Annotated in this window: 26 protein-coding genes; 14 read left to right on the forward strand and 12 right to left on the reverse strand. The window is 59.4% G+C overall.

All coding sequences use genetic code 11. The features are described from left to right. Positions 1 to 204: 204 nt before the first annotated feature. From hcp1 to G5533_RS07890, 3 genes are all read right to left on the reverse strand, one after another. The gene (gene hcp1, locus G5533_RS07880; RefSeq protein WP_010634242.1) at positions 205 to 723 is read right to left on the reverse strand and encodes a type VI secretion system effector Hcp1; all 519 of its coding nucleotides are present in this window, start codon (positions 721 to 723) and stop codon (positions 205 to 207) included. Positions 724 to 951: 228 nt separating this feature from the next. Next, entirely contained in the window at positions 952 to 1,662 is a 711-nt protein-coding gene (locus tag G5533_RS07885; protein WP_441254682.1) for a LuxR family transcriptional regulator, read from the reverse strand. Positions 1,663 to 1,968: 306 nt separating this feature from the next. Beyond that, entirely contained in the window at positions 1,969 to 4,074 is a 2,106-nt protein-coding gene (locus G5533_RS07890) for a TonB-dependent hemoglobin/transferrin/lactoferrin family receptor (RefSeq protein ID WP_441254683.1), read from the reverse strand. Between the two features lie 193 nt (positions 4,075 to 4,267). On the opposite strand from G5533_RS07890, the gene G5533_RS07895 reads away from it, so the two are divergent. The 3 genes from G5533_RS07895 to G5533_RS07905 are packed head-to-tail and all read left to right on the forward strand — an operon-like array spanning position 4,268 to position 6,240. Beyond that, positions 4,268 to 5,239 carry a ChaN family lipoprotein gene (locus tag G5533_RS07895; protein ID WP_441254684.1) on the forward strand — a complete coding sequence of 324 codons (972 nt, stop codon included), beginning with the start codon at positions 4,268 to 4,270 and terminating at the stop codon, positions 5,237 to 5,239. A gap of 25 nt (positions 5,240 to 5,264) precedes the next feature. Next, positions 5,265 to 5,819 (forward strand): cysteine hydrolase family protein, encoded by a 555-nt coding sequence (locus tag G5533_RS07900; protein ID WP_005348211.1) that lies wholly within the window; start codon positions 5,265 to 5,267, stop codon positions 5,817 to 5,819. Positions 5,820 to 5,856: 37 nt separating this feature from the next. Beyond that, positions 5,857 to 6,240, forward strand: a complete 384-nt coding sequence (locus G5533_RS07905) for a hypothetical protein (RefSeq protein ID WP_005335256.1) — start codon at positions 5,857 to 5,859, stop codon at positions 6,238 to 6,240. A gap of 86 nt (positions 6,241 to 6,326) precedes the next feature. On the opposite strand, the gene hutZ is transcribed toward G5533_RS07905, so the two are convergent. Continuing rightward, entirely contained in the window at positions 6,327 to 6,884 is a 558-nt protein-coding gene (gene hutZ, locus G5533_RS07910) for a heme utilization protein HutZ (protein ID WP_005335257.1), read from the reverse strand. Continuing rightward, entirely contained in the window at positions 6,881 to 7,393 is a 513-nt protein-coding gene (gene hutX / locus G5533_RS07915; RefSeq protein WP_005362516.1) for a heme utilization cystosolic carrier protein HutX, read from the reverse strand. The genes hutZ and hutX overlap by 4 nt, the downstream gene beginning before the upstream one ends. Before the next feature lie 170 nt (positions 7,394 to 7,563). On the opposite strand from hutX, the gene G5533_RS07920 reads away from it, so the two are divergent. From G5533_RS07920 to pepE, 5 genes are all read left to right on the forward strand, one after another. Next, positions 7,564 to 8,415, forward strand: coding sequence for a heme/hemin ABC transporter substrate-binding protein (locus tag G5533_RS07920; protein WP_270905329.1), 852 nt, complete (start codon positions 7,564 to 7,566; stop codon positions 8,413 to 8,415). Further along, a complete protein-coding gene (locus G5533_RS07925; protein WP_005335261.1) occupies positions 8,412 to 9,443 on the forward strand; it encodes a FecCD family ABC transporter permease in 1,032 nt (343 codons plus the stop codon). Before G5533_RS07920 ends, G5533_RS07925 begins: the two co-directional genes overlap by 4 nt. 11 nt (positions 9,444 to 9,454) lie before the next feature. Then, entirely contained in the window at positions 9,455 to 10,267 is an 813-nt protein-coding gene (locus G5533_RS07930) for a heme ABC transporter ATP-binding protein (RefSeq protein WP_335830799.1), read from the forward strand. A gap of 230 nt (positions 10,268 to 10,497) precedes the next feature. After that, entirely contained in the window at positions 10,498 to 11,859 is a 1,362-nt protein-coding gene (locus G5533_RS07935) for an endonuclease/exonuclease/phosphatase family protein (protein ID WP_335830800.1), read from the forward strand. 233 nt (positions 11,860 to 12,092) lie between these two features. Beyond that, on the forward strand, positions 12,093 to 12,830 hold the full coding sequence (pepE, locus tag G5533_RS07940) for a dipeptidase PepE (protein WP_335842320.1): 738 nt from the start codon (positions 12,093 to 12,095) through the stop codon (positions 12,828 to 12,830). 105 nt (positions 12,831 to 12,935) lie between these two features. On the opposite strand, the gene G5533_RS07945 is transcribed toward pepE, so the two are convergent. The 3 genes from G5533_RS07945 to dnaB form a co-directional block, all read right to left on the reverse strand. After that, positions 12,936 to 13,355 carry a secondary thiamine-phosphate synthase enzyme YjbQ gene (locus tag G5533_RS07945; protein ID WP_042052785.1) on the reverse strand — a complete coding sequence of 140 codons (420 nt, stop codon included), beginning with the start codon at positions 13,353 to 13,355 and terminating at the stop codon, positions 12,936 to 12,938. Then, positions 13,355 to 14,428 carry an alanine racemase gene (gene alr / locus G5533_RS07950; protein ID WP_441254685.1) on the reverse strand — a complete coding sequence of 358 codons (1,074 nt, stop codon included), beginning with the start codon at positions 14,426 to 14,428 and terminating at the stop codon, positions 13,355 to 13,357. Before alr ends, G5533_RS07945 begins: the two co-directional genes overlap by 1 nt. 199 nt (positions 14,429 to 14,627) lie before the next feature. After that, the gene (dnaB, locus tag G5533_RS07955; RefSeq protein WP_088868601.1) at positions 14,628 to 16,022 is read right to left on the reverse strand and encodes a replicative DNA helicase; all 1,395 of its coding nucleotides are present in this window, start codon (positions 16,020 to 16,022) and stop codon (positions 14,628 to 14,630) included. A 363-nt stretch (positions 16,023 to 16,385) separates the two neighbouring features. Between dnaB and G5533_RS07960 the strand changes: the two genes are divergently transcribed. Then, a complete protein-coding gene (locus G5533_RS07960) occupies positions 16,386 to 17,246 on the forward strand; it encodes a Tim44 domain-containing protein (RefSeq protein ID WP_005335275.1) in 861 nt (286 codons plus the stop codon). Positions 17,247 to 17,441: 195 nt separating this feature from the next. Here the strand turns inward: G5533_RS07960 and ushA are convergent, their stop codons facing one another. Next, a complete protein-coding gene (ushA, locus tag G5533_RS07965) occupies positions 17,442 to 19,166 on the reverse strand; it encodes a bifunctional UDP-sugar hydrolase/5'-nucleotidase UshA (RefSeq protein ID WP_421255368.1) in 1,725 nt (574 codons plus the stop codon). Positions 19,167 to 19,434: 268 nt separating this feature from the next. On the opposite strand from ushA, the gene G5533_RS07970 reads away from it, so the two are divergent. The 3 genes from G5533_RS07970 (at position 19,435) to G5533_RS07980 (ending at position 21,239) form a co-directional block, all read left to right on the forward strand. Next, on the forward strand, positions 19,435 to 19,779 hold the full coding sequence (locus G5533_RS07970; protein ID WP_206877835.1) for a DUF2956 domain-containing protein: 345 nt from the start codon (positions 19,435 to 19,437) through the stop codon (positions 19,777 to 19,779). 143 nt (positions 19,780 to 19,922) lie between these two features. Continuing rightward, positions 19,923 to 20,258: a hypothetical protein gene (locus G5533_RS07975; protein ID WP_107684268.1), complete on the forward strand. Its 336-nt coding sequence runs from the start codon at positions 19,923 to 19,925 to the stop codon at positions 20,256 to 20,258. A gap of 111 nt (positions 20,259 to 20,369) precedes the next feature. Next, positions 20,370 to 21,239 carry a hypothetical protein gene (locus G5533_RS07980; RefSeq protein WP_421255367.1) on the forward strand — a complete coding sequence of 290 codons (870 nt, stop codon included), beginning with the start codon at positions 20,370 to 20,372 and terminating at the stop codon, positions 21,237 to 21,239. Positions 21,240 to 21,293: 54 nt separating this feature from the next. Here the strand turns inward: G5533_RS07980 and G5533_RS07985 are convergent, their stop codons facing one another. Next, positions 21,294 to 22,700: a sigma-54-dependent transcriptional regulator gene (locus G5533_RS07985; RefSeq protein WP_005348258.1), complete on the reverse strand. Its 1,407-nt coding sequence runs from the start codon at positions 22,698 to 22,700 to the stop codon at positions 21,294 to 21,296. Between the two features lie 152 nt (positions 22,701 to 22,852). After that, complete coding sequence (gene fkpA, locus G5533_RS07990; RefSeq protein ID WP_216952987.1) at positions 22,853 to 23,656, reverse strand: FKBP-type peptidyl-prolyl cis-trans isomerase; 804 nt, start codon at positions 23,654 to 23,656, stop codon at positions 22,853 to 22,855. Between the two features lie 118 nt (positions 23,657 to 23,774). Here fkpA and G5533_RS07995 point away from each other — a divergent pair, with 118 nt between their 5' ends. Both G5533_RS07995 and G5533_RS08000 read left to right on the forward strand, forming a co-directional pair. After that, complete coding sequence (locus tag G5533_RS07995) at positions 23,775 to 24,743, forward strand: vegetatible incompatibility protein HET-E-1 (protein ID WP_043820853.1); 969 nt, start codon at positions 23,775 to 23,777, stop codon at positions 24,741 to 24,743. 14 nt (positions 24,744 to 24,757) lie between these two features. Then, positions 24,758 to 24,973, forward strand: a complete 216-nt coding sequence (locus tag G5533_RS08000; RefSeq protein WP_216952985.1) for a SlyX family protein — start codon at positions 24,758 to 24,760, stop codon at positions 24,971 to 24,973. A 102-nt stretch (positions 24,974 to 25,075) separates the two neighbouring features. On the opposite strand, the gene slyD is transcribed toward G5533_RS08000, so the two are convergent. After that, positions 25,076 to 25,678, reverse strand: coding sequence for a peptidylprolyl isomerase (gene slyD / locus G5533_RS08005; protein WP_160881135.1), 603 nt, complete (start codon positions 25,676 to 25,678; stop codon positions 25,076 to 25,078). Positions 25,679 to 25,790: the final 112 nt, after the last annotated feature.

A 25,790-nucleotide genomic window follows, 5' to 3' on the forward strand; every position in this document is an offset into this window, starting at 1 on the left:
TCACAGGACACCCTTTAGTGCTTTGCCATCCCTCCGCACTCACCAGCAGGGCATCAAACCCCGGCAGGGGGATGGCAAAACAGAAAAGCTCCAGCCAACCCGTTGGCCAGGCTGGAGAAAATGCACAGTACAAGAAGCCGGTTGAACAACCGGCTCAAAGACACATTACTACTTACAAGGAATACCAAAGTACCGAAGCAAGGCTTACGCCTCGATGGGCGCGCGCCAGTCGTCCGCACCGGAAGTACCGGCAACGGTGTGCTCCCAGTCAATCTTGCGGTAAGCCATGGAGACCTGGATAAGCTGGGTGAAGTCAGACTTCGCCGGGTCCTGGCAGTGCGGCATCTGGCAGTCGATGTCAACGATGGTGGCATCGGTCAGCACGGTAGAGAAGAAGTGCTCCTGCTTGCCCTCAACGGAGGTGCGGTACCACTTCAGGGTCACTTTCGGCAGCATCTCGCCGGACGCCAGTGCGTTGTACATCAGCGGTACGGCTTTGTTCAGCGCAACGGTGAACTTGAACGGCTTGTGGACACGCTGACCAGCCGGCTGACCGGATTGCGGGTCAGTCGGGACGGTGACAACGTGCTGGAACTCTTGTACCAGCATCTCGTCTTCGTGGCCTTGTACGAAGATGTTGCCGACGGAGTCAGAGGTGAAGGCACCAGCGGTGATATTGCCCTGGGTTTTACCTTCGATGCTGATATAACATGGAGTTGGCATGTGTATGCTCCTAAATAGATTGGTTAAACGAGATAGCACTCGACCAACCTTTAGCAGCGACCATGCCACTTATTTTTATTCTTATTTTTCAATTAGTTAAATAAAAGACAATTCTCGCACGATTCCTTCATATGCAATAAATTGCGCAACATCATCAAACTCACTGGCAAAACTGTCATTTTAAGTGATTTTATCTGTGTAATGAGCAATTTTTTGCGTTAGACAGCATCATGCACTGTCATCATCCACATTTTCAATCTGTGCCGTGTCAATGTTCAGTCTGACAATACCCTGCATCAGCGCCCATGATATCGCCTGATTTTTGCTGCTTGCCCCCAGCTTCTCCGCTATCCGTTCAAGATGGAAAGTGACGGTTCTGGGCTTGATCCCCAGGATCTGGGCAATATCACTCACTTGCTTGCCTTCGGCAGCCCACTGGCACACTTCCTGCTCCCGTAACGTCAGCTCTTCCTGAGGCTGCCTCACACAGAGACAAACACGGGCTACCGCTTCAAAGACATGCACAGCCAGCCAGCTTAAAAAAGGAGTGGCACTCAACCATTGATGCTCGGTTCGTGGGGCGCGAGTGATCAATGACAGCAAGCCAACATGGCCATTAGCCCCATGCCAGGGAATTGTGATCCCGTCGCGCAGCCCCATCTCATATGCCTGCCGCATCACCTCCAGCCCCACCATATCTTGCCGCTCACAACACTCGGTGATCAGGCTGCCCCAGAGGATGGGGGTGCTCTGCTTCATCCCTTTTCTCACAACGGGATCCACCGTAAAGAAACGTTGTTTGTCGTAGCTCTGCACCCACTCGGCAGGGCATCCGTTAAAAATCCTCACATCAGGACGCTGAATCGAACTGGGAAAGATGAATCCCAGCCGGAAGTGGTCAAAACCCATCTGCTGGCTAAGGGTACGCAGCAGGGCCACTATGGTCTGCTCGTCAGAGGCCTCATTGAAGCGGGTAATCAGCTCAAGAGCGTCGGCGGTGTCGAGGAAAAAGTTCGATGTCGAAGTCAAAAGCTAGGCACACCAGTTGTAAAGAATTACTAAATGTCATTAACAATAAATCAAATAGCATAATATCTCGCCAACACAAAGAAAAAGGCGAAGCCAATGAATAACATGGTGTGAGCGGGTCACCTCACACCTGGCTACATGTATAAAAAATCCCCGCCTGTCAGGGCGGGGATCCGGTGCGGGCAACAGCCCGAGATCACTGCGTGTGTTGTCTTTTTAGAATACGTATTTGACCCGTGCACTCAGGTTGCGACCCGGTTCGGTCATCAGGCTGTTGTCGGAACCTGCATCACGACCGGCGATGCGCTCGTAGCTGGTGTACTCCTTGTCAAACAGGTTGAAGACCCCGACGTTGAGCTGCAGATCGCTCATCGGGTTGAACTGGGCGTACATATCTACCACACCCCAACCGGCGCTCTTCACGTAATCGTTGCCTTTGCTGTCTTTACGGACTTTGTCCATGTCGTCAGCAAAGCGCAGCGCGGTATTGAAGTTCCACTGGGACTGTTCCAGACGCACACCGACCGAGCCGTTGAGCGGGCTCAGGCTGTTGATGTAGTTGCCATCCCCATCCTTGCCTTCGATGTAAGCAAGGTTGCCCCAGACATTGACGATGTCGTTGAGCCAGTAATCCGCCTTGGCTTCGACCCCTTTGGTGGTCGCCTTGCTCAGGTTCTGGTACTGGTAGACGGCGGTGCGCCCCTCTTTGCCCACTTCCACCATCTCGATGAAGTCTTCAAACTTGTTGTAGAAGCTGGCTACTTCATAGCTGAAGCCGTTGCTGTTGCCACGCACGCCGAGATCGATGCCGTCGCTGCTCTCCGGATTGAGGTTCGGGTTGGGCTCGATGCGATAGCCGTAAGCCTGATGGTTCAGGGTGGAGAAGGCGCTGTCATACATGGGGGCCTTGAAGCCATGGCTGTACTGGGCGAACAGGTTGGCCGCCTCGTGGGCCTTGAACACCAGACCCAGCTTGGGTGACAACTCCCCTTCGGAGAACTTGTGCAGCTTGTCGCCTGTGTAAGCCGGATCGTTGTCCGGGGTCATCCGGTAGTAGTCATAACGGGCACCCGGGGTCAGCACCCAGCGCTCGCCAAACTTGATCTCGTCAAAGGCCCACAGGGCGCTACGCTCGCTGGTGGTAGCCGGGAAGCTCAGCTCGTTGTAGCCGACAAAATCACCGGGAGTCGTCGGCCCCTTGTAACGGGTACGTTCGTTGTCGGTGTGCTCGTATTCAGCCCCCCAGGCCAGGCGGTGGTTGGCGACCGCCTTGTGGAACTGCAGCTGGGCGCCGATGTTCTTCTGATCGAACACGTTGTGATCCAGCGAGTTTTTGGTCACATAGGGGTTGCCGGGGCTGACCGGATACTTGGATGAGGCGTACTGATCCAGTGTCTGCTTGGTGCGGGCGAAGTAGACCTTGCTATCCATCCGATCGGCCCAGCCTTGATTCAGCGCGATGCCGTGATCCAGCACCACAGAGAGGTTGTCGGTCTGCTTGTCGGTGATAGGCTGATCAAAGACACGGGCAGTACCGGTACCGACCTTGTTGAGCTTGACCGCATCCGGCTCCTCGCCATCGGTCAGGTAGTCAACGGTCAGCTTGAGGAACTGCTCATCGGAGAGGTTCCACTTGCTCTTGAGCAACAGGGCGTGGGTACCGATATCGAAGTCGTTCTTGGTGGAGTCGAAATTCTGGGTCACACCGCCATCGCGCCAGGTGTAGCGCAGCAGGTTCTCCACTTCACCAGTGCGCAGGGCGCCGGTAAAGCCAGCCATCTTCTGGTGGCTGCTGGAGGCGTAACCGCTTGTCACGTCCAGATAACTATCCTTGCCCTTGAGGAAATCGCTGGCATCCTTGGTGGTGATGGCAATCACGCCACCCAGCGCATCGGAGCCGTAGGCGGCAGACGCCGGCCCCTTGGCCACCTCTACCTGCTTGATCATGTCGGTATCGAAGTAGCTCTGACCGACACCGCCCTTGCTGTAGGCATCGTTCTGGCGCACACCGTCGCGCACCACCTTGACCCGGTTTTCACCCATGCCGCGGATGATGAAGGTCTGCGCATCACCCTGACCGCCGAGCACGGTCACACCGGGTTCGTAGCGGAACAGGTCGGCGACGTTGGTGACGACCTGCTCTTCAATCTGCTTGGCGGTGATCACCGAGATGGGGCCGGAGACATCTTCCAGTTTTTGCTCCATCCGTGAGCCGCTGACGACCACGACTTCATCCGCCTTCTGGGTGGCAGCAAAGACCTGGGAGGAGAGACCGGCCGCCACGGCGAGGGCAACCAGAGAGAGTGCGTTATGATGGGTCACAGCGAATCCTTATTGAGAACTGTTATCAAACAGGCCGCATATTACCCGGCTCTCGACAAAGATCAACAAGAAACGAAATCATTCTCATTTGTTTTGAACCAAATTGGTTTTACACTGTCGCCCTGTGTTGCCCTTATTCTCTATTAGCCCCCCGAGATGCACCGGCATCCGGACATATCAGCCGTGAGATCCCATGATTAGACGACTTCCCCTGCTCGCCCTGCCGCTGCTACTGGCAGCCTGTGCCACCCCCACCCAACCGACCCAGTCATCACAGTTGCAGACGCTCTATGACTACCGGCTAAGCGGCGAAAGAGAAGCAGACCTGACGCTGGAGCAAGCAATCGCGCGCATTGCCGACGCCGACATCATTCTGGTGGGTGAGCTGCACAGCCATCCCGCCGTGCATCTGTTGCAATCGCGCCTGCTGAGCGGGCTCTACACCGCAGGTCAGCAGCACGGTCGGCCATTGGCCCTCTCCATGGAGCAGTTCAGCCGCGCCGATCAGAAGACGCTGGATGCCTATCTGGCGAACCAGATTGGTGAAGCGGCCTTGATCCGCGAAGGCAACGCCTGGCCCAACTATCCGAGCGACTACCGCCCGCTGGTAGAGTTTGCCAAGGCTCACCGGATGCCGGTGATCGCCGCCAACGCCCCCAAGCCGCTGGTGAGCTGTGTCGGTCAGGAGGGGGCTGAGTGGCTCGACAAACTGCCAGCCACACGTCGCAGCCAGCTGGCCCGCCAGCTGACGCTGGGGGATGACCCCTATCGCCAGAAATTTATGGCCTCCATGCACCACGGCGATGCCGACAGCAACGCCCGCCGCTTCGCAGCCCAGACCAGCTGGGATGACACCATGGCCGAGAGCATGGTGGATTATCTCGCCAAGCACCCGGGCCAGCAGATCATGCATATCGCCGGCAATTTCCACGTCGAGGGGGGGCTTGGGCTCGCCAGTCGCATCGCCAGCCGCAATCCGGCCCTCAAGGTAGCGCTGGTCGTCCCCCGTACAGATGAGACCTCTGTTGCAGATCCCGCAGCCGATGTGCAGGTAACCATCATGCCGCTGCCTAAGCGCTGGCAAAACAGTGACGAGATGAAGCAAGATATGGGCGCGCTGCATCAATCCCGCAGTCGTGACTGCAGCCAGTGGCTGCAACCCTAATCTTCCAGGAAACGGCGGGTAAAATATGGATGTGTTACTGATCATCGATGTGCAGCAAGGCTTGTTCAACGAGCCCCGTTACCGCCAGGAGCAGGTGCTGGCCAATATCAATCGGGCTGCGGCCCATGTCAGGCAGCAACAGGGACGGGTCATCTATATCCAGCATGACTCGCCCCCCGGTACCGAACTGGAACCGGGCACCCCGGGTTGGCAGTTGCACAGTGCGCTGCAACCGGCCAAGGGAGAGAGCCGGGTGCGCAAAACGGCCTGTGACAGCTTTCTCGATACCGAGCTTGCCTTCCTGCTGGCCGAGCAGCCGGTCGATCGACTCATTCTCTGTGGCTGTGCCACCGATTTTTGCGTCGACACCACGGTGCGCAGTGCCGCCTCCCATGGGTACGAGGTGCTGGTGTTGAGCGATGGTCACACCACCGCTGATCGCCCCCATCTGAGCGCGGCCCAGATCACCGAACACCATCACTGGATGTGGCGCCACCTCAGCCTACCGGAGGGGCGCAGTGTGACCCTGCTCACCACCGACGAGCTGCTGGCAGTAACACCCGCCCTGCAGCCGTGCTAATCTGCGAGCCTCGCCTCGTTTCTCACTGGAGTCTGTCGTGCGCCTGTTGTCTGCCACCCTGTTGTTGATTGTTCCCCTGCTGTCGGCCTGCTCCAGCTTGCCCGGCCAGAAGTATGACGGGCCGGAACCCCTGTTTCTGACCCACATCAACGAGGAGGGGAGCAAGCGGTTCACCTTTGAAGCCGCGCCCAACGACACCTTGCCGCGCGGCCTCTCGGCGGCCCAAAGCCAGCGGCTGCTGGAACAGCGAGAGGCGTTACAGGAGAACCTGCTGACCGAGACCCTGGCGACCAAGCAGTATTGCCGCCAGGGCTACATAGTGCTGAGCCAGACCTCCTGGAAAGTGCGGGGGGAGTGCAACGAAACGGCCACCGACGCCGATCGTCGCGCTTTTCCCAACAAGGCCAGCTGGCAGGATTGAACTGGCGGATGAGATAACGCAATAAAAACGGGCAGCCAATTGGCTGCCCGTTTTGTTATGACGGCTGTCGTGGTCGACAGGGATCGTCAGACCGGCGCATCGGCCGGGCTGGTGAGCTCGGCACCGTTGTCGATGCGCTTGTGCCCTTCCACCAGATGGACGAAATCCACCAGCTCGTCACCGGAAACTGCGAACGCCTGTCCGAAGCCCTTGACGAACAGCCCCTGTTCCGGCTTGAGGCGGAACAGTTTGAAATCCTTGAGGTTGGAGAGACCCTTGATGATCTCGCCAAAACGCCCTTCCAGCGCTGCGACCGCCTTGCTCCAGCGAGCGTCGTCACGGGCAACGACTTCAGCCACCGCATCGAAGGTCAAGCGCTTGCGGGCAAACAGCTCGCGGGCACCGCTCTCATCCTCGATCAGCATCAGGGATACCCGGGGCACCTGTTGCAGGTTGCGGGCGTGGCGGGCGATCTCGGAGATCAGCACATAGTAGCCATCTTCCTGTAGCACGAACGGGGCATAGCTGGCGTTGGGATTGCCTTCGCCATCGACGGTGGCGAGCTGCAGGGTGCGGCAGCTGTCACGAAACTCGCGGATCTCCGGTTGCAGGCGGTTCTGCAGACGCTCCTGACGTTCACTCATGCTTTGACTTCCTCTTGAGAGTTGTGGCGCAGCGCCATGAAACGGGTGACCTGATCGGCCAGCAGCTGGCGTTTCTCGTCGCGACCCAGATAGACCTTGAAAATGCAGCGGCCGGAGTGACCGAAGAACTGGAAGGAGTGCCCCTCCTTGCCCATGAACAGCTTGCTGACCAGCGCAATCCCCGCCACGTTGTCGAGCTTGAGGTGACCATGCAGCTCACCGTCGCGGCCCATCAGGTTGTAGTAACCGCGTGCATCCTTGCCTTTCGGGAAGGGGGCTTTTACCTCGAAGATGGAACCTTCTGATTCGACGATGGTGGTCACCGGGCCCCAGTCGGCCAGATCTTCCAGCAGACCTTGTGCGCGATCGGCGGGCAGCAGGGTCACCAGCTCGGCGGGCAGATGGCGAACCACCTCCCATTCGCTGATGGCGAGCTGGGCCGCCAGGGTGGACGGATGAGCGCCGGGATCCTGCTCCAGCAGCGCGTGAATGCGTTGTGCAATGCTCATGTTTTCTCCCTTTGCGGGACCATGTTGTCCCGCTGTTTATCATGGCGGCTACTCTAATAAAGCACCGGAATCAATGCAATTGATAATTGCTATCATTATCAGTGCATTTTTTCCAAAGCCTTGATATTCTCGGCGGCACACCCGTTTCATTCACCCCTTCGGAGGTTAGCATGGGCCGTCGTCTTGCCCTCGCCATCACCCTGCTCTGCAGTTCACTGTCCCCCTTCTCTGCCGTTGCCACCGACGGACAGAAAGAGCGTATCGTCAGTATCGGCCCCGCCACCACAGAACTCATTCTGGCCCTTGGCGGTGAATCGAGCCTGATCGCCACCGATGTCAGCAGCCCCTTGCCAAAAGGGTTGCCCAAGGTGGGTTATCACCGGGCGCTGGCCGCCGAAGGGATCCTGAGCCTCTCCCCCACCCGACTGGTGGGCAGCGACGAGATGGGCCCGGCCCCGACCCTGGATCAGCTGCGTCGTGCCGGGGTCAAGGTGGAGGTGCTGGATACCGCGCCGACTCTCGCCAACCTCAACCAGCGTATCGACACCCTCTCCAGCCTGCTGGGCGATAAAGCCGCTGGCGATCGCCTGAAGGCAGAGATCCAGGCTCAGACCGATCAGCTGGCGGCGCAAGCCAAACAGAACAAACCGCTCAAGGTCGCCTTCCTGCTGCTGCACAAGGGGCAACCCACCAGCATCGCCGGGGGGGACACCACCGCCAGCGCGCTGATCTCGCTGGCGGGCGGCATCAATCCGGTCGCCGAGTTGCGCAACTACAAGCCGGTATCCGCCGAATCCCTCATCGAGATGCAGCCCGATCTGGTGCTGGTCAGCGGTCGTGACTGGCAGCAATATGCCGATCCGGCCAAGGTGCTGGCAGAAGTGCCCGCCCTGGCGGCTACCCCAGCAGGCAAGCGCAACGCCATTCACGCCATCGACGGTCACGCCCTGCAAGGGGGCCTGAGCCTCAACTCCCTGCAACAGGCGAACCAGATCGCCCAGTGGATCAAGCAGGGGTCATGATGCGGTTACCCCTCTCCTGGCTGCTGGCCTTTACCACGGCCGCACTGGCACTGTTGCTGCTCGGTTCGCTGGCAACCGGCCCCATGACCCTCACCCTGGGCGAGAGTCTGCGGGCGCTGTTTGCCGGGCAGGAGAGCGGGATAGAGTCACACAAGCTGCTGATCGTGCAGGAAATTCGCCTGCCGAGAACCCTGCTCTGCATCGCAGTGGGGGGGATTCTCGGGCTCTGTGGCGCCGTGATGCAGGGGTTGTTTCGCAACCCCCTGGCTGACCCCGGCATCATAGGTGTCTCCGGCGGTGCGGCGCTCGGCGCGGCGCTCGCCATCGTGCTGCTGGCCCCCCTCGGCCAGCAGCTGCAAGCCACCATCGGGGTTGGTCTGCTGCCGCTGCTCGCCTTTCTCGGCGGCGCGCTCACCACCACTCTGGTCTATCTGCTCGGCACCCGTGAGGGGGGCACCTCGGTCACCGTCATGCTGCTGGCCGGGGTCGCCATCACGGCGCTCTCCGGTGCGGTGATCGGCCTGCTCACCTATCTGGCGGACGATCAGATGCTGCGCAACCTGAGCCTGTGGCAGATGGGAACGCTGGCGGCAGGCAAACCGGCCGATGTGGCGCTGGCCCTGCTCACCCTGGCGGCCCTGCTGTGGCTCTTTATGCGCGATGCCAATCCCCTCAATGCCCTGCTGCTGGGTGAAGGAGAGGCCCGTCATCTTGGGGTCAATGTGCAATCCCTCAAGCGCCGCCTGATTCTGCTCACCGCAGCGGGCGTAGGGGTGGCGGTGGCGGTATCGGGGATGATCGGCTTCGTCGGGCTGGTGGTGCCCCATCTGGTGCGCCTGCTGGCGGGCCCCAACCATGTCAGGTTGCTGCCGCTCTCGGCCCTGCTTGGCGCCGCCCTGCTGCTGGCAGCCGATATGCTGGCACGCACCCTGCTGGCCCCGGCCGAGCTGCCGGTGGGCATCATCACCGCCCTGCTCGGCGCCCCCTTCTTCATCTGGCTGCTGGTAAAAGGCCGCCGCGCCCTGTGATACGGACTGTTATGCAACCACTCTCATCCTCACTCTCCTCCCCCCTGTTGAGCTGCACCCGACTCAGCCTGCGCCGTGGCCAGCGCCAGATCCTGGATGGGCTCGATCTTAGTCTCGAGAGCGGCACCCTCACCGCGCTGCTCGGCCCCAACGGGGCGGGCAAGAGCTCGCTGCTCAAGTGCCTGACCGGCGAGCTGGAATATGAGGGTTCCATCACCCTGTTTGGCGCAGATCGCCAGCAGTGGGACAGCAGCCAGCTTGCCCACCGGCTCGGGGTATTGCCGCAAAGCTCCTCCCTCAACTTCCCCTTTCTCTGCGAAGAAGTGGTCGCCATGGGGCGCTTGCCCCACAGTGAACCGGCGGCGCGGCGTGACGAAATTGTGGCGGCGGCCATGACCCATGCCGGGGTCGAGCATCTGGCCAAACGGCTCTATCCGGGGCTCTCCGGCGGCGAGCGGCAGCGGGTGCAGTTTGCCCGGGTGCTGGCGCAGATCTGGCAGGCCCCCTCCCCGACCGAGCAGACCGAGCAACCCCGCTTGCTGCTGCTCGACGAGCCTACCTCGGCGCTGGATCTGAAATACCAGCACCAGCTGCTCACCATGGCGCGCGCCCTCGCCAGCCGCAATACTGCAGTGCTGGTGGTACTGCACGACCTCAATCTGGCGGCGCGCTATGCCGATCGGCTGGTGATGCTGGAACGGGGCAAGCTGATGGCCGATGGCACGCCTGCCGAAGTGCTCACCCCTGAGCTGATTGCCCGTCTCTATGACTATCCGGCACAGGTGATCCACCACCCCGAGAGCGGCCTGCCGATGGTAGTGTGACAAATTCAGAGTGCGGTAACGGCAGGAAGCGCGCTATTCATCTCGGAAACTGCAGCGTATAAACCGGTTTTTCACACCCCATATCGCCCTGCTAACATTCATCATCGCCAGATATGTGGTGTGAATATCCTCACACTTTGCTCAGGCAAAACCCCCGCAGCATCACCGTCTACTTATAATGACGCCGCCTCACAGAAGGCATAACTCATTGATGCTACGGAATAATTACAATGAAGAATATCAACAAGACCCTACTGGCTGCCGCCATCTCCCTCGGGATGCTGGCTGGCTGCAACAGCGACAACGACTCAAAGGCAGCTGATCCCATGGTTCGTTTTGCCACCTTCAACCTCTCTTTTGACCGCACTGCCGCCGGTATGCTGACCGGTGAGCTGGCACTGACCCGCACCGAGCAGGATGCCCTGCTGGCCCGCCTCGCCGAAGGGAGCCTGAGCGGCGCCACGGAAACCAAAGCCAAGAACGTGCAACAGATCCGCAACGTGGCGGAGATCATCCAGCGAACCCGCCCGGATGTGTTCCTGCTCAACGAGTTCGACAACGACGGCAAAGGCGAGAGCACCGCCGATCTGAAAGCCTTCAACGACAACTATCTGGCCCACGCCCAGCACGCAGAGGTGACGGCCATCAGCTATCCGGTGCTGCAGAATTTCGCCACCAACACCGGCCTGATGAGCGGTTATGACCTCAATCTGGATGGCAAGGTCAACAGCGGCCCCGACGATGCCTGGGGCTTTGGCAACTACCACGGCCAGTACGCCTTTGCGGTAATGTCCAAATACCCCATCGACACCAAGCAGATCCGCACCTTCCAGAACTTCAAGTGGAAGGATATGCCGGGCGAGCAGAATCCCATCATCGATGACTGCAACAATCCCAAGGTCAAGATCCCGGCCAGCCGCCAGTGTGGCGATGCCTGGTATTCAGACGCAGCCTGGCAGCAGTACCCGCTCTCCTCCAAGAACCACGCCGATGTGCCGGTACGGATCAAGACCGAGAAGGGGGAAGAGGTGATTCACTTCCTGATCTCCCACCCGACCCCGCCGATCTTTGCCAACGCGGCGCGTCACACCGTCAAGCACAACCGCGCCGAGATCGCCTTCTGGAACGACTACGTCAAGGGTCTCAACTACATGACCGATGACAAGGGCACCAAGGGGGGGCTGGACAAAAACGCCAAGTTTGTTATCGCGGGTGATCTCAACGCCGATCCGCTCACCGGTGACGGTGACCTGACCGCCATTCAGGATCTCCTTAACAACCCGCTGATGAATCAGGCCATCACCAATGGCACCCTGATCCCGGTCAGCGAAGGGGGACCGGAGTGTGTCAGCAAGGGGACCGACTGCAAACGCAACCTCACTCGCCCCAACCCGGAACGGATCACCAACTCCAGCGTGCTGCAGCTGGATCACGTCATCCCCTCCGCCAACCTCAACGCGGTCAAAAGCGGCGTCTTCTGGCCTGCCAGCTTCGAGGCCGGTTATCACCTGGTCTATGATGCGAAACTCGGCATCGCCAAGGGAGTCAGTTCGGATCACCGCATGGTGTGGGTCGATCTCAAACTCGACTAACTCTGCCATGACCCCGCTGCGGCGGGGTCTTTTATTGGCGCAGGCAGGCGAGTTGACCACGGTTCATTAATCCACTGCTTGGCATGGCATCACCCATCCATAACAGTTGAATGGGCCTCGCGATCACAGAACCACCTCGCCAATGGTGGTAGCATGCTTCCTCTTGCCATCCGGCCGCACGGCGGCTCCGGTGGCCCTCCCTCCTCCGCTTTCACTTTTTGAGGACATATCTGATGGAACTGCTTCTGCTTAGCAACGGTAAAGCCAACGAATTTCCGGGTCTGCTCGGCTGGGCCCGAGATCGGGTTCAAAGCCTGCTGGCTCGCAAACAGGTCAAGCGCATTCTGCTCATCCCCTATGCGGTGATCCGCAGCGACTGGGATGCCCGTGCCAACGAACTTACCGAGAGCCTCGGGATCGAGACCATCAGCATTCATCACTTCGATGATCCGGTCGAGGCCGTCAATCAGGCCGACGCCATCTTTATCAGCGGCGGCAACACCTGGCGCCTCAACCAGATGTTGCATGAAAATGGCCTGATCGTGCCGATCCAGCGTGCCGTGCGCGAACGGGGCGTCCCCTATGTGGGCTGGAGCGCCGGTTGCAACGTGGCGACCCCGAGCATCCGCACCACCAACGACATGCCGGTCTGCAACGCCGCCGTGCTGCCCGCGCTGGGCCTGTTTCCGCTGCAGATCAACCCGCACTATCTGGATGCCAGCATCAGCGGCCACATGGGCGAGACCCGCGACGAGCGTCTGGCGGAGTTCTGCGCCATCAACCCGAGCGAATACGTGGTGGCCCTGCGCGAAGCGAGTCTGCTGCAAATCACCGGAGAAAACGGCAGCGAGCGTCTGGAGTACTGGAGCGCCCGCGAGCAGGACTTCAAGATCTTCAAACAGGGCCAGGAGCCGCAAGCCTTTATGGACGCCGCCCCGCTGGCCGAGCTGACGCCGTTCAAGGTGCGCTGAGAGCCACCGGCAAACGGGTCACTCACAACACCGTAGAAACAAAAGAGGGATGGCTCAATGCCACCCCTCTTTTTTATCGTCATCTTTCAGCTGATTGCAGCCTGATTACTCACCCTGCAGGGTCACCAGCACCTTGCGGGCACCGCCATCGATGCGATGCTCGCCAAGCCAGATCCCCTGCCAGGTGCCGAGCGCCAACTGACCATCGCGGATCGGCAGTTGCAGGCTCACCCCGAGCAGGGAGGATTTGATGTGGGCGGGCATGTCATCCGGCCCCTCATAGGTGTGGCGATAGTAGGGGGCATCTTCCGGCGCCAGCCGGTGCAGATGGGCCTCCATATCGCTGCGCACACTCGGATCGCAATTCTCGTTGAGGGTGAGCGAGGCGGAGGTGTGTTGCAGCAGCAGGTGCGCCATGCCAATCCGGTAATCCGCCAGCATTGGCAGCTTGGCCACCAGTTCGTCCGTCACCAGATGAAAGCCCCGCGAACGGGGCTTCAACGTCAGCAGGCACTGCTGCCACATCAGACGTACTCCATAAAGACGCGGGAGGTGAGCTTGGTGATGAGCTCGTAGGGGATGGTGCCAATCTCGTCGGCCACCCGCTCCACCGGCAACCCCTCGCCCCACAGTACCGCCTCGTCACCGGCCTTGTCGGTTGCGCCGGGCCCAAGATCTACCGTGCTCATATCCATGGAGACACGCCCCACCAGCGGCACGATGCGGCCGTTGATCAGCACGGAAGTGCCATTGGGCGCCATGCGTGGATAACCGTCACCGTAGCCGATGGCGATCACGCCAAGGCGGGTATCGCGATCCGCCACCCAGTTGGCGCCGTAGCCCACCGGCTCGCCCGCCTTGTGATCCCGCACCGCAATCAGCTGGGTCTTCAAGGTCATCACCGGCTGCAGGTCATAATCGGCCGCCAACGTGTTGGGGAACGGGGAGACGCCATAGAGGATGACACCGGGGCGAACCCAGTCGCAGTGGGAGTCCGGCCAGGCCAGAATGCCCGCCGAGTTGGCCATGGCCCGCTCGCCCGCCAGCGGTACGGTCAACTTGCTGAAGAGGTCGATCTGCTCGCGGGTGGTGGGCTGCTCCAGCTCATCGGAGCGGCTGAAGTGGGTCATGATGTTGAACGGCTGCACCACGTTCTTGCACTTGCCGAGTCGTTCGATAAAGGCGGGCATCTCGTCGGCCCGCACCCCGAGCCGGTGCATACCGGTGTCGAGCTTGAGCCAGGCCACCACGGGGGCTGGCAGCTCGACCTGCTCCAGCGCTTCGAGCTGCTCCCAGGTGTGAACCGCCGTCTGCAGATTGTTGGCCGCCAGCACCGGCAGGTCATCGGCGGAGAAGAAGCCCTCCAGCAGCACGATGGGCTTGACCACGGCGCAGGAGCGCAGCATCAGCGCCTCTTCGATACGGGCCACCGCATAGGCATCCGCATCCACCAGGGTGCGGGCGACCGGCAGCAGTCCATGGCCATAGGCGTTGGCCTTGACCACAGCGATGATCTTGCAAGCGGGAGCGTGGCGCTTGACCACGGCGAGGTTGTGGCGCAAGGCCGCAGTGTTGATTTGGGCAGTAGCCGCTTTCATGGTTTTCCCTTACGAGGGCACAAATGGTCTCCCCCTCATCGGGCAGAAGACCGCCACTCACTTATCGTCGTCGAAGGCCGGACCGGCATAATTGTCGAACCGGGAAAACATGCTCTGACGGGCTGCCTCTCAATAAATGGCAAACGGGTCAGAGCGGTAGTGGCAACCCTGACCACAGGATTGCCCTGATTGTTACTTATCAATAATCGTCGTCAAACGCCGGGCCGGCGTAGTTGTCGAACCGGGAGAACTGACCCTGGAAGGTGAGACGCACCCGGCCGATGGGGCCGTTACGCTGCTTGCCGATGATGATCTCGGCAATCCCCTTGTCAGGGCTGTCATCGTGATAAACCTCATCACGATAGATAAACATGATCAAGTCCGCATCCTGCTCGATGGAGCCCGATTCACGAAGATCCGAGTTGACCGGACGCTTGTCGGCCCGCTGTTCCAGGCTTCGGTTGAGCTGGGAGAGCGCCACCACCGGGCACTGCAGCTCTTTCGCCAGCGCCTTGAGGGAGCGGGAGATTTCACCGATCTCCAGAGTCCGGTTGTCGGAGAGGCTGGGAACCCGCATCAGCTGCAGGTAGTCCACCATGATCATGCTGATGCCGCCGTTGTCCCGCGCCACCCGACGGGCGCGCGAGCGCACTTCGGTCGGGGTCAGACCGGAGGAGTCATCGATATACATCTTGCCCTTCTCCAGCAGCAATCCCATGGTGGAGGAGAGACGGGCCCAATCCTCGTCGTCGAGCTGGCCGGTACGCACCTTGGTCTGATCGATACGCCCCACCGAGGCAAGCATACGCATGATGATCTGCTCGGAGGGCATCTCCAGCGAGAAGATAAGCACCGGCTTGTCGGCGGTGAGGGCCGCGTGCTCACAGAGGTTCATGGCAAAGGTGGTCTTGCCCATGGAGGGACGGGCCGCCACGATGATCAAGTCCGAACGCTGCAAACCAGCCGTCATCTTGTCGAGATCGTTGTAACCGCTCGATACCCCGGTCACCCCGTTGTGGGGGGTCTTGAACAGCTCTTCAATCTTGTCGACGGTCTGCTCGAGGATGAGCTTCAGGGGCTGGGGCCCCTCGTTGGCGCTGGTGCGCTGCTCGGCGATCTGGAATACCTTGCTCTCGGCCAGATCGAGCAGATCGTTGGAGGTACGGCCCTGTGGCTCGTAGCCCGCTTCGACGATCTCGTTGGCGACCGAGATCATCTCCCGCACTACCGCCCGCTCGCGCACGATTTCGGCGTAGGCGTTGATGTTCGCGGCACTCGGGGTGTTCTTGGCGATCTCCACCAGATAGGCGAAGCCACCTGCCTCCTCCAGCTGTTCGGAGCGCTCCAGCTCCTCCTGCAGGGTGATGAGGTCGATGGGGTTGCCCGCGTTGGAGAGGCGGGTCATGGCCTGGAAGATCAACCGATGCGGACGGCTGTAGAAATCCTTGTCGATCACCCGCTCGGCGACTCGATCCCAGGCGTCGTTATCCAGCATCAGACCGCCCAGTACGGACTGTTCGGCCTCAAAAGAGTGGGGAGGAACTTTCAGCTGTTGTGTCTTGGCGTCTTTTTTCGCCGTCACTTGCTCTGCCATACACATAAAAACCGCAGCGGGAAGGGGACGGGAATTTTACAAAAGAAAGCCAACTACGGCGAGCCCTATCTGGCGGCTCATACCACCATAAAGGGCCAAACCAGAGTCTGCTCTACCTTGACCATTTTGATTTTGCTTCGCATTTTGCGCTCCTTGCGACTCAATCTTCTGCTTTTCATCCGGTTTACTCCTCTTGTTTGACGCCGCATCGCGGCAACCTCGTTCATGAATAATTCATGCCAGAGGTGATATTGATGAATACAAGCTGCGACACAATTAGGGACAGGCAGCCTGCCATGCGCCTTGCTGAGCTTGCCAAAGCGGAGCATGCCCCACCCACAGACGAGAGTGAAAAGAGTCAAAATGAAAAAGATGCTGACCCTGTTTGCCGTGATCCTGGCCATTGGCCTGGGGGCACCTCACGCCGAAGCCAAGAAATTTGGCGGCGGCAAATCCTTTGGTAAAAGTTACAAAACTGCGCCGGCCCAGCCTGCGGCCAAACCGGTCGACAACAAGAATCCGACACTGAATGCCCAGACGCCGCCGAAAAAGAGCGGCATGATGGGTGGCCTGCTGGGCGGCCTGCTGGCTGGCGGCCTGTTTGCCTACCTGCTGGGCAGCGGTGCCTTTGAAGGTCTGCAAGGAATGGACTTCCTGCTGATCGCCCTGCTGGCGCTGGGGGCAGTCTTCCTGATCCGTACCCTGCGCAAGGGCAAGGTCGCGACGCCACAGCCACAACAGGCGGCCTATGCGGGCTATCAGCCACCGCAATCCGCGGCCCCGCAGCAGTTTGAGCAGAGCAACAGCGCACCGCAAGCCACCGGCTTTGCCGACAGCGACGTCCCGTTCCGCCTGCCGCCAGGCTTTGACATGAACAGCTTCCTGGCCGGTGCCCGCGATCACTATCGCACCCTGCAAGAGGCGTGGAACAAGAACGATCTGGAAAAAGTGCGCGAATACGTCAGCCCCGAGCTGTTTGAACAGCTCAAAGCCGAGCGCGCCGAACTGACTGGCGACCAGCATACCGAAGTGATGTACGTCGATACCCAGCTGGTACGTGCTGACTATGGCAGCGACTGGGCTCAGGTGAGCGTGCGCTTCAGCGGCCGCTACATGGACCGTCAGGAGCAGGTCGAAGAAGACATCAAAGAGGTGTGGCACCTCGAGCGCGATCTGGCCAAAAACAATGCCCCCTGGCATATAGTTGGTATCGAACAGCTGTAAGGTTTAGATTGTCACTACGCAAGAGGCGGCCAACGGGCCGCCTCTTTTCATTTCATCCCCTCACCTGACCTCATACAGGCGATTGCTATCGTCATTGATGATTGAAGAGTTGTAACCGCCACCCAAACAACGACAAAGGGCAGCCACCGGCTGCCCTTGGGGATCACATCTGGAGCTAAACGCACCGCTGACGAATCAGTTGCACCCTTCGGCAGATGTTGAGTTCAGATAGCTCACCTCATTGCCTGGCTGATAATCCGCAACGTTGATGGTCTTCTTGATCTCGATGAACTCTTTCAGCACGGCTGCATCCACCAAGCCGGCATTGATGGTATCGATCTTCGGATAGCCGTCACCACCGGAGGCGCTGAAGCTCGGGATCGCGAAGCTGTAAGTTGCTGCCGGATCAAACGCCTTGCCACCGATACTGGTGATATTGACGCTCTTGGCCTGGCAATCCACCGCCATGTTGATACCGCCAAACTGGGCATAACCACCGGTATTGCGGGTCTTGCTTGCCACCTGGCCCAGATAGGTCGCCAGCTCGCTTCCCTTCATGACAGCCTTGTTGACCGTGTTGCCAAACGGGTGCACCAGCAGCACGCTGCGGTAAGTGATATCACCGGCCGGGATGCTGTCACGCACGCCGCCTGAGTTGACGATACCAAAGTCGACCCCCAGCTTGCTGCTGGTCGCCGTGGTGATGAGGCGACCCAGGTTGGTCTGCTTGTTGCGAACCGAGTTGCGATCACCAACCAGCAAGCCATCTGCCGAGCCAATGACGACATTCAGCTCTTGCTGACCTTTCTCCTGATAACCCAGCAGGGTGTTATACAGCTCGGGATCCTTGGTGATCTCGTCCTGTACGAACTGCATCTTGGTCGGGTCCTTGGTTACGACGCCGTTGGCATCGATCGCCTCGCCCTTGGCGTTGCGCTTGATCAGGTTGACCGGGATCAGCTCATAGCTGGTCAGGGTCAACTTGCCATTCTGATACTCAAACTGGGCACGGCCCACATACTTGCCCCACTCGTGAGCCTGCATGATCCAGGTGCCGTTTTGCTGGTCCGGTTGGCAGTTATCACCCGGTTTGAAATTGGCGTACTTGTTGGTGGTGCCCGGTTCCATACAGACCGGATTCTGGGAGTGGCCACCAATGATGGCATCCAGAGTCCCTGCCGGCAGTGCACGAGCCATCTCTACATCGCCCGGCGCATTGCTGCCGTGCTGACCATTCTCGTAATGGCCCATGTGGGTGATGGCGAAGACCAGATTGGCCTCCTTGTTGCTGCGGATCTGCTGGCCCAGTTTGGCCGCTTCCGTAGTCGGATCGCGGAACTCCAGAGTCTGCACGTTGTTGGGGTCAACCAGCTGGGCGGTATCTTCGGTGGTCAGGCCCAGTACGGCGACCTTGAGACCGCTCTCCAGCTTGAACACCTTGTAGGGGTCAAAGTAGTGTTTGCCACTCGCCTTGTCATAGATGTTGGCCGAGAGCATGGGGAACTGGGCCCACTTGCGCTGCTTCTCCAGTACGCTGAGGGGGTTGTCGAATTCATGGTTGCCCACTGCCATGGCATCGTAGCGAATGTTGTTCATCGCCATGAAGTCAGGCTCGGCATCCTGCAGATCGGACTCCGGCACCCCGGTATTCACGTCACCACCAGATAGCACCAACACCTCGCTGCCAGCAGCCTTGGCCTCGCTACGCAGCTGCTCGACCAGAGTCTTCTGGGCAGCCATACCATACTCATTTTCAGCGTTGTGCCAGAAACGGCCGTGGGTATCGTTGGTGTGCAGGATGGTCAGTTTGCAGACATTTTCGGTGCAGGGTGCAACGGTGTCATTGCTCGAGGTATTACAGCCAGTCAGTGCAGCAAGCACGGCCAGTGCCACGCCGCCTTTGATAAAGTTATTATTCATTTCCATATCACCTTGATTGTTTTGTTATTTATCAACCCTGTCCAGCGGGTCGGGCGCCAATATAACAAACAACAGATGACCGTTTTTCATCGATGACTCACAAATTCTGCTAATTGTGATCTTCGGCCCAACATCCGGCTTCCTGCTGATTTGTCAGGTTTTTTGTTGAGCTGTCACTCACTTGATCCCCTCCCGCACCAAGGAGACGCCACCCGGACGTGCCTTTATGGCATACTCCCCAGCCAGCCATGCCCGAGGAGATGATTTGATGGCCAAGTACGACAAGATTTCCCCCGAGACCCAGCAGGAGGCGATGAAAATTGCCCGTGCCAACCAGAAGCCGGGGCAGACCAAGGAACAGACCCAGCTTATCGCGCAAGGGATCCAGAAAGGCATCGACGAATACAAGAAACAGATGAAGGCGCGGGCCCGCGAAGCGAGCCGCCAGAAAAAAATGCAGGCCAAAGCCAGGCAGCCACAGGGCGCGCCACAAACCGAAGAACAAGACGATCAGCTGGAGCTGGTTGAAGTAAGCCATCAGCATCCCCTGCCCTGGATCTTGCTAGTGTTGAGCTGGCTGGGATTTGCAGCAGCCTGGTTCTGGTCGCACTAAGACGCGCTAGCAAACCTTTATCCGGGATCCTCTTCACAGCCCGGGCCCGGGCTGCTGGTGATTACCTGCGAAGAGTGGTTAAATCCCGCGCCTCTTGCACCGGACTCCCTGTTTTTTGACGATCAGTTTTCAGGAAAGATGTTATGAACCCCGCTCCGCTCTATCTGCTGGCCCCTTTTGTTCTGTTCCTTGTGACCATGCTGCTCTATCGCATTTCGCCGCTGCGGGCGGTCGCCGCCGGCGGGGTACGCTGGTTTATCCTCCCCGCCTTCACCCTGTTTATTTTGCTGATCATCATCAATGGAGCCGCCAATCCCGCCCTGCGCGATCCGGCATTCCACTGGTTGATGCCGGGGCTTGGCTTTGCCCTGAGCCTGTTTCCGGCCCTGCCCAAGGCGCTGGTGCCACGGCTCGCCATCAAGGAGGGGGCCTTTGCCGCCCTCGGCCTGATGCTGATGAGCCTGGCCATGGTCTACTGATCGGCTGGCACAACCGTTAGCATGGCTCAAGGGGCGCTCTGTGACGGGCGCCCTTGTACAAACAATGGCCTGCAGGCATCTTGGTGACAGGATAACCAGCAAGGAGGCCAAATGGACAATCCGCCCGATTTCATGGCGCTGTGGGATTATCAGGATCCCGCCGCCAGTGCCCTTCGTTTTCACACCCTTCTTCCCGAAGCGCGCGCCGCCGCCGACCTGCAACTCGAACTGGAGTTGCTGACCCAAATTGCCCGTACCCATTCGCTGCAGCGCCAGTTTGCCGAAGCCCACCAGCTGCTCGACGAGATAGCGCCTCGTCTCACAGATACAACCCCCAGAGCGCGGATCAGGGCCCTGCTGGAGCGAGGCCGCACCTTTAACTCGGCGGGCGACAAAGCCAGTGCCAAACCGCTGTTTGAACAAGCTTGGCAATGGGGGCTCAAGGAGAAGGAGACCTATCTTGCTATCGACGCCGCCCACATGATCGCCATCGCCGCACCGCTGGAAGAGCAGAGCCGCTGGCATCAACTGGCGATGGAGCTGGCGGAACGCAGCAGTGACGAGAAGGTGCGCGGCTGGCTGGCCCCCCTTTACAACAATCAGGGCTGGACCCTGTTCGAACTGGGCCGCTTCGAGGAGGCGAAAATCCAGCAACAGAAGTGCCTGGCCTGGCATCTGCAACATAACCAGCCGGCCAAGGCGTTTATCGCCCGCTGGAGTCTGGCTCGCCTGACCCGGGCCCAGGGTCAGCACCAGCAGGCGCTGGCAGAGCTGCACCAGCTCAAGGCCGATATGGCCGAGGCTGGCGAACCTGAGGATGGTTATCTGTTCGAGGAGCTGGGGGAGAATGCCTTGGTGCTGGACGATCCGCTGGCCGCGGAATACTTCTCCCGCGCCTGGTTTCTGCTGTCACAGGACCGCTGGTTCAGCGCCAACGAGGGGGAGCGGCTGACCCGCCTCAAGCGCCTCGCCAAACTCTGATCCCCAAAATAGCAAGGGCGGCACGCTAGCCGCCCTTTCTGCTGGCAAGATGGTTCAGGCCCGATTGGACTCTTCCCACCCCTGCTTTTTACGGTAAATGGTGGAGGGGCTGATCTCGAGCAGGGCCGCCGCTTTGGGAATGTTGCCGTCACAGCTGGCGATGGCCTGTTCGATCACCTCTTTTTCCACCAGCCAGAGCGGGCGGATAGGCCCGTTGGCCACTCCGGTGGCGGCCGGAGCAGATGCCACCGCTGCCGCAATCGCAGCCGGCAGTTGGGGGCGAACCCCATTGAGCGGTGGCGGCAGAATATCCGGGCTCACCAGCTCCTTGTCGTTGAGCACCACGATATTGCGCACCACGTTTTGCAGCTCGCGTACGTTGCCAGGCCAAGGGTAGTCGAGCAGCACTCGCGCCGCCTCGACATCGAAATCCTTGAAGCGTTTGTTCTCCTCCTTGGCGTAGCTCTGCAGCAGGGTACGCGCCAGCAGCAGGATATCCTCGCCCCTCTCCCGCAGCGGCGGCAGAGTGAGGGGAATGACGTGGAGCCGATAGTAGAGATCCTCGCGAAAACGGCCCGCTTTCACCTCCACCAGCGGATCCCGGTTGGTGGCGCAGATAAAGCGCACATCCACCGTCTCGAGCTTGCCGCTGCCGACTCGCTGCACTGTGCCGGTCTGGATGAAGCGCAGCAGCTTGCTCTGCAGATCCAGGTCCATCTCGCAGATCTCGTCGAGAAACAGGGTGCCACCATCGGCCAGACTGGCCGCCCCCTTGCGATCCCCCTGGGCGCCGGTAAAAGAGCCCTTCACATGACCGAAGATCTCGCTCTCCATCAAATCGTGGGGAATGGCGGCGCAGTTGAGGGCAATAAAGGGCTGTTCGCTGCGGGGACTGCACTGGTGAATCGCCTCGGCACACACCTCTTTGCCGGTGCCGCTTTCGCCAGTGATAAAGACGGTCGCCTTGCTGGGCGCAGCGCTCTCGATGATGCGATAGACCGCCTGCATCGACATGGAGGCACCGATAAAGCCGAAGAAGGAGCTACGCTCGAAGTTCTCCCGATAGTGGGCAACCAGCGAGCTCAACTGCTGGTGTTTCAAGGCATTGCGAACGGTGGCGCAGAGCCGCTTACTGTCAAACGGCTTGGTCAGAAAATCGAAGGCACCGAGGCGCATCGCCTCCACCGCCACATCCACCGAGCCGTGGGCGGTGATCACCACCACCGAGCAGGGCAACTGCTGTTCGGTGATCATCTGCAGAATATCCATACCGGACATATCCGGCAGCTCCAGATCCAGCAGCACCACGGGGGGAGGACTTGCCAGCAACTGCGCCAACGCCTGCTGACCACAATCGGCCAGCACCACCTCATACCCCTCCTGGCGCAGGTACTGTTCATAGACCACCGCCAGACTACGGGTATCTTCCACCAGCAGGACACGCGATTTATTTTCAGCCACTGGACTCATCCTTGTATTTGATTCTGCGATCTATTTTGCCTTATTTTCGCGCGCAAACCCAACGCCAAGACAGCTCTGTTATCCCGCGATTGCAGGGAATACACAAGTAAAAACGGCTCCTTAAGGAGCCGCTTTTTAACTACAAGAAGGGATTACTTCTTGGCGTCGTCTGCAGTCGGCTTCTCGATAGCCAGCAGCTCAACGTCAAACACCAGCACGGCGTTCGCCGGGATGGAGCCTGCACCGTGCTCGCCATAAGCCAGCTTGGACGGCAGGAAGAACTTGAACTTGGAGCCAACCGGCATCAGCTGAACACCTTCAGTCCAACCCGGGATAACCTGGTTGAGCGGGAAGGTAGCCGGCTCGCCGCGATCGACGGAGCTGTCGAACTTGGTGCCGTCGGTCAGGGTACCGGTGTAGTGAACCTTGACGATATCGGTAGATTTCGGCTTGGCGCCAGAGCCCATCTTCTCGACCACGTATTGCAGGCCGGATTCCGTGCTCTTCACACCCTCTTTCTTGGCGTTGGCAGCCAGGAACTCTTCGCCCTTCTTCAGATTCTCAACGGCGTCTTTCTCGGCCTTGGCCTTGGTCAGCTCGTTGATCTTGGCGTCATAATCCTGCAGTACCTTCTGGATCTCTTCATCAGTCATCTTGGCTTCTTTGCCCAGACCGTCAGTCACCCCTTTCAGGATCACGGCGTTGTCCAGTTTGATGCCCAGTTCCTGCTGACGCTCCAGGGTATTGGCGATGTAACGACCCATGGAGAGGCCAATTGCGTAGCCAGATTGCTCTTCAAAGCTCTTGGCTTCGGCCTTGGTCGCCTCTGCCGGCTTGCTGGCTTCTGCCTTCACTTCGGCGGTATTGGCCGCAGCAGGCTTCTCGTCTTTTTGGCAAGCAGTCAGACCGACGGCAACGGCCGCCGCCAACAGGGACACCTTCAGAAATTTGTTCATCAGTTTCTCCAAACTCCAAATACCGCTCTCGGTTCCATCGTGAAATGAGAGGTTTATCGTGATAAGCGCCTTATACTAACGCCGTGATCGCAGGTAACAAAAGCGTGAGACCGCAAAAATGATAAAAAGTGCCATTTATCTGGTGAGCCTCTGTTTAATGCTCACCGGTTGCGAGCAGAGCTCCCAACCCAACCAGCAAATGACCCTCGCCAGCACGGGTCTGCTGACCGCAGATCTCTCCAGTGATGGCAAGCAAGCCATCGTCTCCAGCATCAGCCAGGGCATCATCGTCTGGGATCTGGAACAGAACCGTCAACGCTGGCGCTGGAAGCAATCCGACTCGGCGGATGATCTGGTATTCATTACCCGCTTTTCCGAAGGCAACAGCCATGCCGTCACCGCCACCCCCGACACCTTTGCAACCTGGCGGCTGAGCGACGGGCAATCACAAGGCTACTACTCACTTCCTGAATCCAGGCTGAGGGACATCGCGCTCTCTGCCGACGGTCGTTATGTGCTGATAGGTCGGGAAGATGGCAAGGCCGAGTGGCTCGATACCCGAAGCGGTCGTCGCCTGCAGTTTCTGGGGCACACCGAACAGGTCAATACGGTGGATCTCTCCGCCAACGGTCGCTACGCCCTGACCGGCGGCAACGACTACAGCGCCTATCTGTGGGATACCCGTAGCGGGCAGGTGATCTGGCGCTTCAACCATGGTGGCCGGGTGATCATGGCCAGACTAGAGCCGAGCGGCCGCTACGCCTTCACCGCCGACAGCAGCCGGGCCAGCATCTGGGATCTGAAAACCGGCAAGGAGGTGAGTCAGCTGCAATATGATCACCGCTTCGAGGTCTACACCAGCGCCCGCTTTGCCAACGATGGCAAGTGGCTCATCACTGGCGCCCCTTCCCGTCAGCTCTCCCTGTGGCAAGTGAGCGATGGTGCCCTGCTGCAGAGCTGGCGCGTCTCGCCGCAACCCAAGGTGAAACCGCCCAGCGCAGTGGTCTACGGCGTCGCTTTGCGCGACAATAGCCACCTTGTCAGTGCCAGCTCCAGTGGTCTGGCCGAAATCTGGACAATCAAGTAAGGACCCGAAGGCCCATGAGTCAGCAACTTAACGATCGCATCGAAACCCTGGAAACCCGTCTCGCCTATGCGGAATACACCATAGAGCAGCTCAACGACGAGGTGACCACCCAGGGCCGTGAAATCGATCGACTCAAATACCAGATCCAGCTGCTGATCGACAAACTGCAAAGCGTACAGCCCAGCCAGATTGCCAGCATGGCCGAAGAGACCCCGCCGCCGCACTACTGATCCGGTGCCATCTCTGGTCAGGCAACATGGCTTGGCATAGCTGTCAGCCAATAAAAAAAACCCGCGTTCACGCGGGTTTTTTTATCATCGGCATGGCCGTGATCAGTGGTGATGGCCCTTGCCACCACAACCGCCGCCACCGCAGCAGCCGCCGTGGCCGTGATCCTCATCGTGGTCGTGACCATGACCACCACAGCAGCCGCCGTGATCGTGGTCATGACCGTGATCGTGACCGCAACCACCGGCACCGTGAACGTGGCCGTGGGCCAGCTCTTCGGCAGTGGCGGCACGCACGTCCTTGATCTCGACCTTGAAGCCCAGGGTTACGCCTGCCAGCGGATGGTTGCCATCCACTTTGACGAACTCTTCGGACACTTCAACCACGGTCACCGGACGGTGACCATCGTCGGTTTCAGCCACAAAAGTATCCCCTTCGGAGACTTCCATGCCGTCGAACAGCTCGCCCGGTACTTCTTGTACCAGTGTCTCGTCATATTCGCCGTAGGCCTGGCTCGGTGCCAGAGTCACTTCGAAGGCTTCACCTACCGCGCGACCTTCCAGCTCGGCTTCCAGGCCAGAGACCAGGTAACGGGTGCCGTGCAGATAGACCAGCGGCTCTTTGCCGACAGTGCTGTCGATGACTTCACCGTGCTCGTCGGTGACTGTGTATTCCAGCGTAACCACGCTCAGAGGAGCTACTTTCATGTCAGGATCCTGCGGATAGAAAAAAACGGGCTCAGAATACCCTAAAAAGCGGGCCGCGCATATGCCGTGCGGCGCCACGGAGTGACGAAAAAAACGGCAACAGCGTCAGCGA

Origin of the sequence: Aeromonas sp. A600620, assembly GCF_029479985.1 — a bacterium.
Lineage (GTDB): Bacteria > Pseudomonadota > Gammaproteobacteria > Enterobacterales > Aeromonadaceae > Aeromonas > Aeromonas veronii_A.